This window comes from Pseudomonas sp. GW823-FHT02C02, from assembly GCF_058797635.1.
Genome location: NZ_JBXAJV010000016.1, coordinates 146,568 through 160,151 on the forward strand (window position 1 = coordinate 146,568; position 13,584 = coordinate 160,151).

12 protein-coding genes are annotated in these 13,584 nt (G+C 61.0%); 8 read left to right on the forward strand and 4 right to left on the reverse strand.

Features of this window, described 5'->3' with window-relative positions; all coding sequences use genetic code 11:
• Positions 1–69: 69 nt before the first annotated feature.
• The gene (locus AC1ROI_RS25485; RefSeq protein ID WP_102595336.1) at positions 70–438 is read left to right on the forward strand and encodes a DUF427 domain-containing protein; all 369 of its coding nucleotides are present in this window, start codon (positions 70–72) and stop codon (positions 436–438) included.
• Between the two features lie 238 nt (positions 439–676).
• Here the strand turns inward: AC1ROI_RS25485 and lldD are convergent, their stop codons facing one another.
• Positions 677–1,819, reverse strand: a complete 1,143-nt coding sequence (lldD, locus tag AC1ROI_RS25490; protein WP_077750151.1) for an FMN-dependent L-lactate dehydrogenase LldD — start codon at positions 1,817–1,819, stop codon at positions 677–679.
• 96 nt (positions 1,820–1,915) lie between these two features.
• Positions 1,916–3,811: a sigma 54-interacting transcriptional regulator gene (locus tag AC1ROI_RS25495; protein ID WP_102595335.1), complete on the reverse strand. Its 1,896-nt coding sequence runs from the start codon at positions 3,809–3,811 to the stop codon at positions 1,916–1,918.
• A gap of 242 nt (positions 3,812–4,053) precedes the next feature.
• On the opposite strand from AC1ROI_RS25495, the gene AC1ROI_RS25500 reads away from it, so the two are divergent.
• From AC1ROI_RS25500 to AC1ROI_RS25530, 7 genes are all read left to right on the forward strand, one after another.
• Positions 4,054–4,536 carry an MSMEG_0572/Sll0783 family nitrogen starvation response protein gene (locus AC1ROI_RS25500; protein WP_007969977.1) on the forward strand — a complete coding sequence of 161 codons (483 nt, stop codon included), beginning with the start codon at positions 4,054–4,056 and terminating at the stop codon, positions 4,534–4,536.
• Between the two features lie 138 nt (positions 4,537–4,674).
• Positions 4,675–5,652 (forward strand): Nit6803 family nitrilase, encoded by a 978-nt coding sequence (locus tag AC1ROI_RS25505; RefSeq protein WP_102595334.1) that lies wholly within the window; start codon positions 4,675–4,677, stop codon positions 5,650–5,652.
• Positions 5,639–6,721: an MSMEG_0568 family radical SAM protein gene (locus AC1ROI_RS25510; RefSeq protein WP_102595333.1), complete on the forward strand. Its 1,083-nt coding sequence runs from the start codon at positions 5,639–5,641 to the stop codon at positions 6,719–6,721. Before AC1ROI_RS25505 ends, AC1ROI_RS25510 begins: the two co-directional genes overlap by 14 nt.
• A gap of 14 nt (positions 6,722–6,735) precedes the next feature.
• A complete protein-coding gene (locus AC1ROI_RS25515; RefSeq protein ID WP_102595332.1) occupies positions 6,736–7,296 on the forward strand; it encodes an MSMEG_0567/Sll0786 family nitrogen starvation N-acetyltransferase in 561 nt (186 codons plus the stop codon).
• Positions 7,289–8,311: a sll0787 family AIR synthase-like protein gene (locus tag AC1ROI_RS25520; protein ID WP_102595331.1), complete on the forward strand. Its 1,023-nt coding sequence runs from the start codon at positions 7,289–7,291 to the stop codon at positions 8,309–8,311. The genes AC1ROI_RS25515 and AC1ROI_RS25520 overlap by 8 nt, the downstream gene beginning before the upstream one ends.
• 1 nt (position 8,312) lies before the next feature.
• Positions 8,313–8,648, forward strand: a complete 336-nt coding sequence (locus AC1ROI_RS25525; protein WP_102595330.1) for an MSMEG_0570 family nitrogen starvation response protein — start codon at positions 8,313–8,315, stop codon at positions 8,646–8,648.
• 52 nt (positions 8,649–8,700) lie between these two features.
• Positions 8,701–10,002 (forward strand): MSMEG_0569 family flavin-dependent oxidoreductase, encoded by a 1,302-nt coding sequence (locus AC1ROI_RS25530; protein ID WP_102595329.1) that lies wholly within the window; start codon positions 8,701–8,703, stop codon positions 10,000–10,002.
• A gap of 58 nt (positions 10,003–10,060) precedes the next feature.
• Here the strand turns inward: AC1ROI_RS25530 and AC1ROI_RS25535 are convergent, their stop codons facing one another.
• Together AC1ROI_RS25535 and AC1ROI_RS25540 are read right to left on the reverse strand one after the other, a co-directional pair.
• The gene (locus tag AC1ROI_RS25535) at positions 10,061–11,683 is read right to left on the reverse strand and encodes an MFS transporter (protein WP_077750152.1); all 1,623 of its coding nucleotides are present in this window, start codon (positions 11,681–11,683) and stop codon (positions 10,061–10,063) included.
• A 179-nt stretch (positions 11,684–11,862) separates the two neighbouring features.
• Positions 11,863–13,512: a GMC family oxidoreductase gene (locus tag AC1ROI_RS25540; RefSeq protein ID WP_083376965.1), complete on the reverse strand. Its 1,650-nt coding sequence runs from the start codon at positions 13,510–13,512 to the stop codon at positions 11,863–11,865.
• Between the last annotated feature and the right edge of the window lie 72 nt (positions 13,513–13,584).

Consider the following 13,584-nt stretch of genomic DNA (forward strand, 5'->3'; position numbering starts at 1 on the left):
TCGCGGGCAAGCCGGATCACCGTACCGCACGCTCCCACAGGTCCATCACCTTCATGAGGCACGTATTCCATGAAAAGCACCGGTCCCAGTCCTGTCATCACCATCGCCGAGCAGCCGGGCTGCCTGTTAGTGAAATTTCACGGTATTCAAGTGGCCGCTTCCTCGCGCGCACTGGTGCTGCTGGAGGCCAATTATCCTCCGGTGTACTACGTGCCCTGGGAGGACATCGACGAAAAGTATTTCGCCCGCACCGACCACACGACCTATTGCCCGTACAAGGGCGACGCCACGTATTACAGCCTGCAAATCCCGGGGCATGAGGGCGCCAACGCGGTGTGGCGCTATGAAGACCCCAAAGTGTCGGTCGAACAGATTCGCGGGTATGTGGCGTTCTATCCCGATCAGGTTACGTTTGAGGTGCTCAAAGACGTTGAGTGAGGTTCGGCATTGACGGCAATGCTGCTCACTCACGCGCGATTTTTCAGGCCTACCTGCTTTTGCGGCGAGGGAGCTTGCTCCCGCTGGGCTGCGTAGCGGCCCCAAAAACGGGGCAACGCTACCGATTTTTGTGAGTGCTGCGCACTCAAGCGGGAGCAAGCTCCCTCGCCACAGGTTTTTGATTGGCTGAAGAGGTGATCAGGTGAGCAAATGCCCACACTGATGGGGCGTGTTCATTTCAGCGAACAGCCCCCACCAACGTCGATTCATCAATCTGACCAATCGAAGTGACCCCGGTCAGGGTCATGGCCACGCGCATTTCCTTGGCGAAAATATCCAGCATGTTCTCCACCCCGCGTTGACCATCGGCCGCCAGCGCATAAGCCATGGATCGCCCCAGCAATACACCTTTGGCGCCCATGGCCAGCATCCGCACCACATCGAGCCCCGAGCGAATACCCGAGTCGACCAGCACCGTCAGGTCATTGCCCACCGCTTGCATGATCGGCGGCAATGCCTGGGCGGTAGAAAGGACGCCGTCGAGCTGCCGTCCCCCATGGTTCGACACCACGATGCCGTCTGCGCCAAAGCTCACCGCGTCCCTGGCGTCCTGCGGGTCGAGGATGCCTTTGATGATCATCGGGCCTTTCCAGAAATCACGAATCCACTCCAGATCACTCCAGCTGATCGACGGGTCGAAGTTATTGGCCAGCCAGCCCATGTAGTCTTCAAGCGTGACGGCTTTGCCCAGGTACTTCGAGATGTTGCCCAGGTCGTGCGGGCGGCCCATGACCCCGACGTTGAACGCCCAGTCTGGGCGTGTCATGGCCTGAAGCATGCGTCGCGATGACGCAAAAGGCCCGGACATGCCCGAATGCGCATCCCGGTAGCGGGCGCCCGGGGTCGGCATGTCGACAGTAAACACCAGGTTTTTCACCCCGGCGGCCTTCGCTCGCTCCAGGGCGTTTTTCATGAAGCCCCGGTCTTTGAGCACGTACAGCTGAAACCAGATGGCTTGCTGGCTCTGCGCCACGACTTCCTCAATCGAACACACCGATACGGTTGAAAGGCACAGCGGAATACCTTTTTTCTCCGCCGCTCTGACCGCCTGCACCTCACCCCGGCGGGCGAACATGCCCGTCAGGCCGACCGGCGCCAATATGACGGGCATTGATAGGGGTTGATCGAAGAGGGTGGTTTCCAGGCTCAGGGTTTCGACGTTTTTCAGAATCCGCTGACGCAGGCTGATGCCCGCCAGGTCGGCGCTGTTGGCCCGCAGCGTATGCTCGGCATACGCCCCGCCATCGATGTAATCGAACAGAAAACGCGGGAGTTTGCGACGTGCTGCCTCGCGGTAGTCGGATGCGGATGAAATGATCATGGGGCCTCGGTCTGAAAGGGGGCGGGGCTGTGGCTTCGTCGAGCCTTGGGATCAGGGTAGCGTATGCAACGGCATGGACATACTGACTTCCCTGGCCTAAATATCCAGTCGCTTGAGTCGCGAAGCCAGTGTGGTGGGCTTGATGCCCAGCAGATCGGCCGCCCCGCCTTTGCCGAAGAGCTTGCCCTTGGTCGCGGTCAGCGCGGCCTGCATGTTGCTGCGCTCCAGTTCGCGAATCTGCGCGTCGGTCAAAATGCTCTGATGAGTGATGTTCAGGGGCGTGCTGCCTTGATCGATTGCCGATTCGTCCGGCAGATCCAGATTGAGGTCCGCACCGATCGAGGTGATCAGCGCGCGCTCGATAACGTTTTGCAACTCGCGAATATTCCCCGGCCACGAGTAACGTTGCAGGCGCTCGATGTCGCCGTTACGCAGGCGCCGCCCGGGCATGTTCAGGCGCTTGCCGGTCTGCTTGAGAAAGTGCGCTGCCAGCGGCGCGATATCCATCGGGCGTTCACGCAGTGCCGGCGACTGGATCGGGAAAACGTTGAGGCGGAAATACAAGTCTTCACGGAAGTTTTTCGCCGTCACTTCCTGGCGCAGATCGCGGTTGGTCGCGGCAATGATCCGCACATCGACCTTGCGGGTGCGTTCTTCGCCGACCCGTTCGAACTGGCCTTCCTGCAACACCCGCAACAGTTTGCTTTGCAGCTCCAACGGGATTTCGCCGATCTCGTCGAGAAACAGCGTGCCGCCATCGGCCAGCTCAAAACGCCCGACGCGATCGCGCACGGCGCCGGTAAAGGCCCCACGGATATGCCCGAAGAACTCGCTTTCGAACAACTCCGCCGGGATCGCCGCACAATTGACCCGGATCAGCGGATGGGCGTTGCGGCGGCTGGCCTGGTGGATCGCGCGGGCAATCAGCTCTTTGCCGGTGCCTGACTCGCCGTTGATGAGCACGCTGGCATCGGTGGGGGCGACCACGTCGATCTGCTTGATGATTTTCTTGATCGGCTCGCTCTGGCCGACGATCTCGCGGAAGTTGTGTTCGATGTGAATCTCTTCCTGCAAGTACGCGTTTTGTTCCTCAAGCCGCTCCTTGAGCACTTTGAGTTCTTCAAGGGCGCTTTGCAGCTGGTTTTCGGTGCTGCGCCGTTCGGTGATGTCGCGAAACACCACCACGGCGCCGACGATGCGGCCGTCGGAAATCACCGGCGTGCTGGTGAATTCCACCGGAAACGAACTGCCGTCCCGACGCCAGAAAACCTCCTGGCGCCCCTCATGAACCACGCCGTCGCGCACGGCTTTGTAGATCGGGCACTCTTCGACCGGGTAATGGCTGCCGTCGGCATGGGTGTGGTGGTGAATGCGATGGATGTTTTTGCCGATCATGTCCTGCGGTTCCCAACCCAGCATCCGCGCGCCGGCCGGGTTGACGAAGGTGGCGAGGCCTTCGCTGTTGATGCTGTAGATACCGTCACCCACCGAACTCAGCAGCAGTTGGTTATCGCGTTCGCTTTCCTGGAACAGGTTGAGGATGTTGCGCCACTCGATCAGCCCGCCGCGCATGGTGCGCTCGGTGTGGGCCTGGTCACGCTGGTACTTCTCATGACTCAGCTCGCGCAGCACCAGGATCAGGTGTTGCTCGCCCTTGATCTGCAGGGTGGTGGCAGAGATTTCCAGTTCGATGCGTTCACCGCTCTTGCAGTTGCAGCTCAGCTCTTCGGTCCAGCCGCGGCCCTTGTCCATCACGGCCTGGGTGAACACGATCAGGTCCGCCAGTTGATGGCCGAATAGCTTGCTCACGGGCAGCTCCAGCAATTCCTGGCGCGGGTAGCCGAGCAATTTGCAGGCGGCGATGTTCAGGTCGCCCAGGCGATCGGCAAACGGATTGAGCAGCGCAATGGCTTCGGCGCAATGCTCGAACACCATGTGTCGCGATGAATACGCCAGGTCGGCCCATCCGCTGAGAGAGTCTGCTTCGTTCATGAGTACGAAATCTCGTGATTTGTCGCTACGAATATTCGTATTTCTACGGGAATGCGTGATTCGCCGATAGCCTCAGATGTGCCGTAAAAAACCGGATCAGATGGTGAAATTCAAGTTAATCAACCACTTACAACTTGGCAGAAACTGATTTTATTTCCTGGCACGGCGTTCGCTCTATCTCCTGCAACCCGGCAGCCAACACCGGCTGACGTTCAAGCACCAAGAAACTGGAGAGCGACACTATGCCAACCGTGGACATCCCCCATTACAAAGACGGCGACTTCCTGGTCAATTACGAAGAAAAAGTCTTCGAGGACATCAAGGCCGAACCCGGCGAAAAAGTCCTGATCACCTTCCACACCATCGCCTTCGAGGGCTCCATCGGCCTGGTCAATATGCTTCAGGCCAAACGCCTGCTGCGCAAAGGGTTCGAAACCAAAATCCTGCTGTACGGACCGGGCGTGCAACTGGGTGTGCAGCGCGGTTTCCCGACCCTGGGGGCCGAAGCGTTTCCCGGTCACCTGGCGGTGAACAAGCAACTGATCCAGTTCATGGAGGAGGGCGGTGAGGTCTATGCCTGCCGCTTCGCCCTGCAAGCGTTGTATGGCCAGACCGAAAAGGCGCTGATCGAAGGCATCCGCCCGATCAACCCGTTGGACGTGATGGACCTGCGCCTGCTGATGCGCCGTGAGGGCGCGATGATCATCGATACCTGGACGGCCTGACCGCACAAAACCCTTTGTGGGAGTGAGCCTGCTCGCGATGGCGGCGTGTCTGATACACCGCGCCGCCTGAATCGCAGGCAAGCCAACTCCCACAGGACCGCGTCGATCTTCCGAGCACAACTTACTTCAGGACCTATCATGCCCATCATTCGCGCAGCCGCCGTACAGATCAGCCCGGTGCTTTACAGCCGCGAAGGCACCGTGGACAAGGTCTGCCAACAGATTATCGCCCTCGGTCGACAAGGCGTGCAGTTCGCCGTGTTCCCGGAAACGGTGGTGCCTTACTACCCCTATTTTTCATTTGTGCAGCCCGCGTTTGCCATGGGTGCACAACACCTCAAATTGCTCGATCAGTCCGTGACGGTGCCGTCCGCCGCCACCCTGGCGATTGGCGAAGCCTGCAAGCAAGCAGGGATGGTCGTCTCCATCGGTGTCAATGAGCGCGAGGGCGGCACGATCTACAACGCGCAATTGCTCTTCGATGCCGACGGCAGCCTGATTCAGCATCGGCGCAAAATCACGCCGACCTACCACGAGCGCATGGTCTGGGGGCAAGGCGATGGTTCCGGCCTGCGGGCCATCGACAGCGCGGTCGGGCGCATCGGTTCGCTGGCGTGCTGGGAGCATTACAACCCGCTGGCCCGTTACGCCTTGATGGCGGACGGCGAACAGATCCACGTCGCGATGTTCCCCGGCTCCCTGGTGGGCGACATTTTTGCCGAGCAGATCGAAGTCACCATCCGCCATCACGCGTTGGAGTCCGGCTGTTTCGTGGTCAACGCCACCGCGTGGCTGGATGCCGATCAGCAGGGCCAGATCATGCAGGACACCGGCTGCGGCCTCGGGCCGATCTCGGGTGGCTGCTTCACCGCCATCGTGTCGCCTGAAGGCAAATTACTGGGCGAGCCGCTGCGCGCCGGCGAAGGCGTGGTGATCGCCGACCTCGACCTGGCGCTGATCGACAAACGCAAACGGATGATGGATTCGGTTGGGCATTACAGCCGCCCGGAACTGCTCAGCCTGTTGATCGACCGCACACCGACGGCCCATGTGCATGAACGCGGTGCGCATTTTGCGGCGCTGGCCACCGAGGAGTTCGATCATGCAAACCAATGAATTGCTGGCTGAACTGCAATGCCATGGCGTGCGCTGGCCAGCGGCGCAAAACGGCTTGTCGCGACAAGGAGGTGCGGGGCCTTCGGACCACAAGGCCCTGAGTTTCGGCAGCCGGACCATGATGGTGCCGATCCTCAACCAGGCCTCGCAGGATTCCCCCTATCAAGCGCAACCCAGCGCCGATGGCAGCCAGGCGCTGATCTTTCGCGAAGGCCTGCAGGTCGGTCAGGTGCAGATGCCGGGGGTGCCGAAGTTCTATGGCTTGAGCACCGCTGACGGCATTCCCTATTGGAAAATCGCCACGCTCCATAGCAGCGACGTACTGGCGACCACCGTTTTGCAGCACTGCATTCGCTTCAATGATCGCGGCAGTTCATGCCAGTTCTGCGCCATCGGCCAGTCGCTGGCGGCAGGCAAGACCATCGCTCGAAAACGTCCGCAGCAACTGGCGCAAGTCGCAAAAGCGGCAGTGGAACTCGATGGCGTCAAGCACATGGTGATGACCACCGGCACCCCGCAAACTCCGGACCGTGGCGCGGCGATTCTGTGTGAATCCGCCGCTGCGGTCACCGCCGCGGTCGATCTGCCGATTCAGGCGCAATGCGAGCCGCCGGATGATGACCGCTGGTTCCAGCGCCTGGCCGACAGTGGCGTGGTTTCCCTCGGCATGCACCTGGAAGCGGTCACCGATGCAGTGCGCCAGCGGATCATGCCGGGCAAGGCCGAAGTGCCCCTGAGTCGTTATTTCGAAGCCTTCAGTGCGGCGGTCGAAGTGTTCGGTCGCGGCCAGGTCAGCACCTACATCCTCGCCGGCCTGGGCGACAGCGAAGCGGCCATCAGTGAGATGAGCGAGCGTTTGTGCGCGATGGGTGTTTACCCGTTCGTGGTGCCGTTCGTGCCCATCGACGGCACGCCGTTGGCCCATCACCCCAAACCCGACAGCGCAATGATGGCCCGCCTGTATCCGCAGATCGGCGCGAGCCTGCGCCGTCACGGTTTGCACTCCGATCAGATCAACGCCGGTTGCGCCAAATGCGGCGCGTGCTCGGCCCTGAAAAGCTACGAATAAACCGGAGAACACCCATGCCCAATCTCGCCTATGCCTTGGTCGACAGCACCTTCGAGCCGTTCCGTGCGGGTGAGTTGCTGGTCAAACCCGCCAGCGAACCCTGGGAGAAACACGCCTATTTTGCCTTGCGACGCTCGGTGTTCTCCGATGAGCAACAACTGCTGGCGCAGGACAAGGATCGCCATGACTTCCAGGCGATTGCCATCGTCGCCCTGGCCGGCAATTGCGGGATCGCCGATCAGGTGGTGGGCGCGGTGCGTATCTATCAGCCGGAACCCGGCTTGTGGTTTGGCGGACGCTTGTGTGTGGCCCCGGCGTATCGGCGGCACAGCATGATCGGCAAGGCGCTGGTCAACGAAGCGGTGTCGCGGGCCAAGGAGCTGGGCTGCGAAATCTTTCGGGCCACCGTGCAGGCGCAGAACGAAATCTATTTCCATGGCCTGCGCTGGCAGACCCTCCAACAGCTGGAACTGCTCGGCCAGCCCCATTGCTTGATGCAGGCGGATTTGCCGAGCTACCCGCTGATGCCGCGCCAGGTTTCGTTGCGTGCGCTGAAGGTGGCTCGCCATGACTGATCTGCCAGCGCTGCTCGATACCTTGCGCAACACTCCGGCGATGCGCTCGAAACAGGCGATCCAGCATCCTGCGGCGGTGATCGGTGACGCCGGACAATCGCTGACCCGCGCACAGCTTTACGCCTTGCCCGGCGATGACACGGCAGCGATTGCCTGCGGCGATCATTTTCAGTTGCTGGCCATCGAAGGCATGTTGCCGGCCTTCGTCGAGTCGGCGCCGTGGTTTGCCGGGTGGTCGGCGGTCATGGCCAACGTCAGCGACATCACCGCCATGGGCGGCCGCGCGACGGCGGTGGTCAACGCGTATTGGCATCACGACAACGCGGCTGCGCAGCAAATGCTCGCGGGGATTTGTGCCGCTTGCGAGGCCTATGGCTTGCTGCTGGCGGGTGGGCACACCAGCCTCACGGCAGGCAACCCGACCGCATTGGCGGTGGCGATCACCGGTGTTGCGCAAAAACTGCTGTCGACCCTGCATATCGCCCCCGGCCAGGTCATCGCCATGGCGGTAGACCTGGAAGGCGCCTGGCATGCCGACAGCACGTATTGGAAAGCCTTCGAAGGCGTACCTGCCGAGCGCCTGCGCAGCAAGCTCGACGTGTTGCCGCGCCTGGCCGACGCACAACTGCTGCACGCGGCGAAAGACATCAGCAACGCCGGGATACTGGGCAGCCTGTTGATGTTGCTGGAAACCACCGGCTGCGGCGCGACAGTCGATTTGACCGCGTTGCCACGTCCGCCGGATGCCGACCTCATGCGCTGGCTACAAGTGTTCCCCAGTTACGGCTTCTTGATGACGCTGGATGAGCGCGACTGGCCGCAGGTACAGACCGCATTTGCCTTCGAAGGTGTGCGCTGCGAGCGCATCGGTCGGGTCAACACCAGTGGTGTGTTGAACGTCCAGCTCGGCGACCGGCACGGCGAATTCTGGAACCTGCGCGAACAGGCCTTTACCGGCTTCAGCTATTCCCATCTCGACCTGAGCCCTTTGAACCTCAAGCAACAGGAGCACTGACATGCCCGCCGTCAACTTCAAAATCCGCTGGCCCAATGGCAAGGAAGCGACCGGTTACTCGCCTTCCACCGTGATTTTCCACTACCTGGAGGAGGGCGCGAGTTACCCGCTGACGGACTTCCTGCAACGCCTCGAAAGTGCCTTGGACAATGCCTCGGAACGCGTCAAGCAGGTCAAGGGTTTCTATTGCAGTTCGGCCATGGACACCCTGAGTTCACTCAAGGGCCAGGCCAGCTATCTCGTCGACCCCGTTCATCTCGCGGGGCAGGTGGACGTTCTCAGCATGCGTACCGAAGGCGCCGGGCAGGTGATCGGTGCGGGCTGGGGCTCATTCTGATTCAGCGATTTTCTCTCATAACCATTTTCGTTACCGAGCACCGGAGCGCGCCATGACCAGCCACCTCACCTCAATCAAACCTCCCCACCACAGCGTGATCATCGTCGGCGGCGGTCAGGCCGGATTGTCCGCCAGCTACTTCCTGCAACAGGCAGGTATCGATCATCTGGTGCTGGAAAAACACAGCCTGACCCACACCTGGCACAACCAGCGCTGGGATGCGTTCAGTCTGGTCACGCCTAACTGGCAATGCGCATTGCCGGGTTACACCTACATCGATGATTTCAACGGCAGCGATCCTCACGGCTTCATGAAGAAGGATGAGATCAATCAATACCTGGCCGGTTTCGTCCAGTCGGTGAACGCCCCGGCCCGCGAAGGTGTCACGGTGCAGCGCGTGGTTCCCCGCAGCCTTGGGGGGTATGAGGTTCACACCTCACAAGGCGAGTTCACGGCCGACCAGGTGATTGTCGCGTCGGGCGGTTACCACACGCCGATCATCCCGCGCCTGGCCGAACGTCTGCCGGCCGGGATTCATCAGCTTCACTCCGAGCAATACCGCAACCCGCAAGCCTTGCCAGCAGGCAATGTGCTGGTGGTCGGTTCTGGCCAGTCGGGCGCGCAAATTGCCGAAGACTTGCACCTGGCGGGTCGCAAGGTCTATCTGGCGGTGGGGGATGCGCCGCGTTGTGCGCGTTTTTACCGTGGCAAGGACGTGGTCGATTGGCTGGCGGAGATGGGTTACTACGAGATTGGCGTCGACACTCATCCGCTGCGTGAAGGCGTGCGCGACAACACCAACCATTACGTCACCGGACGCGACGGCGGGCGCGACATTGACCTGCGCAGCTTCGCCCGCGAAGGCATGGAATTGTTCGGTCGACTGGAGGGCTTGCAGGGCACTCGCCTGCAATTCGCCAATAACCTGGGCGAGAGCCTGGACAGCGCCGATGCGGTCTATAACCGCATCAATACGTCGATCGACAAGTACATAGAACAGCACGCGATTGACGCTCCGCCGGGTGCGCCTTACGCACCGGTCTGGGTGCCAGGGCAGGAACGCGGTGAACTGGACCTGGTGGACGAAGGCATCACCAGCATCATCTGGTGCATCGGCTTCAGTCCGGACTTCACCTGGGTCGAAGCCCCGGTGTTCAACGGTCGCGGTCATCCTGGGCACCAGCGCGGAATCACCGCGCAGCCGGGTTTGTACTTCCTTGGGCTGCCGTGGTTATACACCTGGGGGTCAGGACGTTTTTCCGGGGTCGCACAGGATGCGCGGTATCTGGTGGATTACATCAAGGCGCTGCACGTTGAACCAAGGCAGCAGGCAAAACGAACCCTTGCGATGTGATCGCCGCCACACATGAAAACGCCCCGCATGGCGGGGCGTTGTTGGTTGTGTATGGCCCTTAGTTGGTATCCAGATCCACGTTTTTGGTCTCACGCAGACAGATCATCCCCACCACCAGGCTCACCGCGGTAATCACCACCGGGTACCACAGCCCGTAGAAGATGTCCCCGGTATACACCACCAAGGCAAACGACACGGTCGGCAGGAAACCGCCAAACCAGCCGTTACCAATGTGGTACGGCAGGGACATCGAGGTGTAGCGGATACGGGTCGGGAACAGTTCGACCATCAGCGCTGCCAACGGGCCGTAACACATGGCGGAAATGATGATCAGCACCACCATCAGTCCCACGATCATGGGCTTGTTGACCTGTTGCGTATCGGCTTGTGACGGATACCCCGCCAAGGTCACCGCACCGCGCAGGGCCGCTTCGTCGAAGCCATCCAGTTTCACGTCACCGACGCTGACCTGCACGTCGCTGCCGGCCGGTGCGGCTTCGCTCGTGTAGGGCAGGCCCTGCTTCACCAGGAAGGTTTTGACCTTGTCGCACGGGCTGTCAAATTTCGCCTTGCCCACCGGGTCGAACTGGAAGGTGCAGGTGGCCGGGTCGGCCAGTACGGTAATCGGTGCCTGACGGCTGGCCTGGTCGATGGCCGGGTTGGCGTAGTGGGCGATGGACTTGAAGATCGGGAAGTACAACGCAGTCGCCAGCAACAGGCCGATCATCAGCACCGGTTTGCGCCCGACCTTGTCCGACAGCCAGCCAAAAAAGATGAAGAACGGCGCGCCGATGATCACGCTGACAATCAGCAGACTGTTGGCCAACGCCGGGTCCATCTTCAGGAACTGCGTGAGGAAAAACAGCACATAGAACTGTGCGGCGTAGAAGGTCACCGCTTGCCCGGCGTTGATGCTGAACAGGGCGATCAGTACGACTTTGAGGTTTTCCCATTTACCGAAGGAATCGCGTAGCGGCGACTTGCAGAGTTTGCCTTCCTCTTTCATTTTCACGAAGGCCGGCGACTCGTGCAGGCTCAAGCGAATCCAGGTCGAGATGCCCAACAGCACGATGGAAAACAGAAACGGAATGCGCCAGCCCCAGACTTCAAACTGGTCGCCGGTGAAATAACGGCAGCCAAGCACCACCAGCAGCGACAGCAACAGGCCGAGGGTGGCGGTGGACTGAATCCAGCTGGTGTGGAAACCGCGCTTGCCCATCGGCGCGTGTTCGGCGACGTAAGTGGCAGCGCCGCCGTACTCACCGCCCAGGGCCAGGCCCTGAAGCATGCGCAACACCACGAGGATGATCGGCGCGGCGATGCCGATGCTCGCATAAGTCGGCAACAGCCCGACACAGAAGGTCGCCAGGCCCATGAGGACGATGGTCGCGAGGAACGTGTATTTACGCCCGATCATGTCCCCCAGCCGTCCGAACACCAACGCGCCGAAGGGCCGCACGATGAAACCGGCGGCGAAGGCCATTAGCGCAAAGATAAACGCCGTGGTGTCGTTGACCCCGGCGAAAAACTGCTTGCTGATCACCGCCGCGAGGGCGCCGTAGAGGAAAAAGTCGTACCACTCGAACACCGTCCCGAGTGACGACGCGAAGATGACTTTGCGGGTGTCGGGGCTGGTGTCGACGCTGAGCGTGGCATCCAGGGGCTGAACATGTTCTGACATATCGGTATCCCTCACAGTGATTGTTTTTGTTGTTCCACTGTCGGCGCCAGCCTTGTGGGCGGGCGCCGCGTTTATCCATAAAGCCGGGTGTACGTCGATCTTTGTAGGAGCGAAGCTTGCTCGCGAAGGCGTCAGGCCTGACACACCACGTCATCGTTCTTCGCGGGCAAGCCTCGCTCCTACAGTGGGTTGCTCAGCAGTTCCTTCTGCGGGTTGAGGTTCCTTGTGCTGGGGTTGAGGATCATCAGCGCAGCCTTTTCGGCAATCATCAGCGTAGGCGAGCACGTATTGCCCGAGGTAATGCGCGGCATGATCGAGGCATCAGCGATGCGCAGTCCGGGAATCCCGTGAACGCGCAACTCGGCATCGACCACGGCCTGCACATCGTTGCCCATGCGACAGGTGCCCACCGGATGGAAAATCGTCGTGCCAATTCGTGCGGCGGCTTCGTGCAGTTCCTCTTCGGTCTGCAAGCTATCGCCGGGCAAGTACTCGACCGGTTTGAACGCTCGCAGGGCCGGGGCGGCGACGATGCGCCGGGTCAGGCGAATGGCATCGGCCGCGACCCGCAAATCCTCTGGGTGGCTTAAATAGTTGGGCTGAATCAACGGCGCTTCCTGCGGATCGGCGGAACGAATCTCCACCCGTCCGCGACTCTGTGGCCTCAGGTCGCAAACCGACGCCGTGAAAGCAGGGAAGGCGTGCAGCGGTTCGCCGAAGCGTTCCAGCGACAGCGGTTGCACGTGGTATTCGAGATTGGCCGAGGTCTGTTCCGGTCCCGACCGGGCAAACGCCCCCAGCTGACTCGGCGCCATCGACAGCGGGCCGCTGCGGTCGTACAGATAACGCAGGCCCATGCCCATCTTGCCCCACACGCTGCCAGCGATCTGGTTCAGGGTGCGGGCGTTTTCCAGTTTGTAGATCAGCCGCAGTTGCAGGTGATCCTGCAGATTGCCGCCCACGCCCGGCAGCTCATGGGCCACACCGATCCCCAGTTTTTCCAGGAGCGGGCGAGGGCCGATGCCGGAGCGTTGCAGAATGCTCGGTGAACCGACGGAGCCTGCGCACAGCACGATTTCCTTGCGCGCCTTGAAGGTTTTCGCCTGACCTTGATAACGCGTACTGACCGCCGACGCCCGGCCGTTTTCCAGCAGCACACGGTCCACTTCGACGTCGGTCAGCACGGTGAGATTGGCGCGATTGCGGATCGGTTTGAGAAACGCCTTGGCCGCGTTCCAGCGAATCCCGGCCTTCTGGTTGACCTGAAAATAGCCGCAGCCTTCGTTGTCGCCCTGGTTGAAGTCATCGATGCTGGCAATGCCGCTTTGCTCGGCGGCGCTGCGGAACGCATCCAGAATCGGCCACGACAGCCGCTGACGCTCGACCCGCCAGTCGCCGCTGGCGCCGTGAAATTGCGAGTCGCCGGCAAAATGGTTTTCGCTTTTCTTGAACAGCGGCAGCACGTCGTTCCAGCGCCAGCCCGGATTGCCGTCAGCGGCCCAGCCGTCATAGTCGCCCGCCTGGCCGCGCATGTAGATCATGCCGTTGATCGAGGAACAGCCGCCCAGCACTTTGCCGCGCGGGTAACTCAGGGCGCGACCTTGCAGGCCGGGTTGCGCTTCGGTCTTGAAGCACCAGTCGGTGCGCGGGTTGCCGATGCAGAACAGGTAACCCACGGGGATGTGAATCCAAGCATAGTTATCGCGGCCGCCGGCTTCGAGCAGCAATACGCGGTGTTGCGGGTCGGCTGACAGCCGATTGGCCAGCAAACAACCGGCCGGCCCGGCACCGACCACGATGTAGTCGAATTCATCAAGGGAAGTCTGCATCCCTGACCTCGTATTGTTGTTCTTGTTGTCGGTCATCCTAGTTGTTAGCTTTCGTCAAAAGAATGTTAGTTT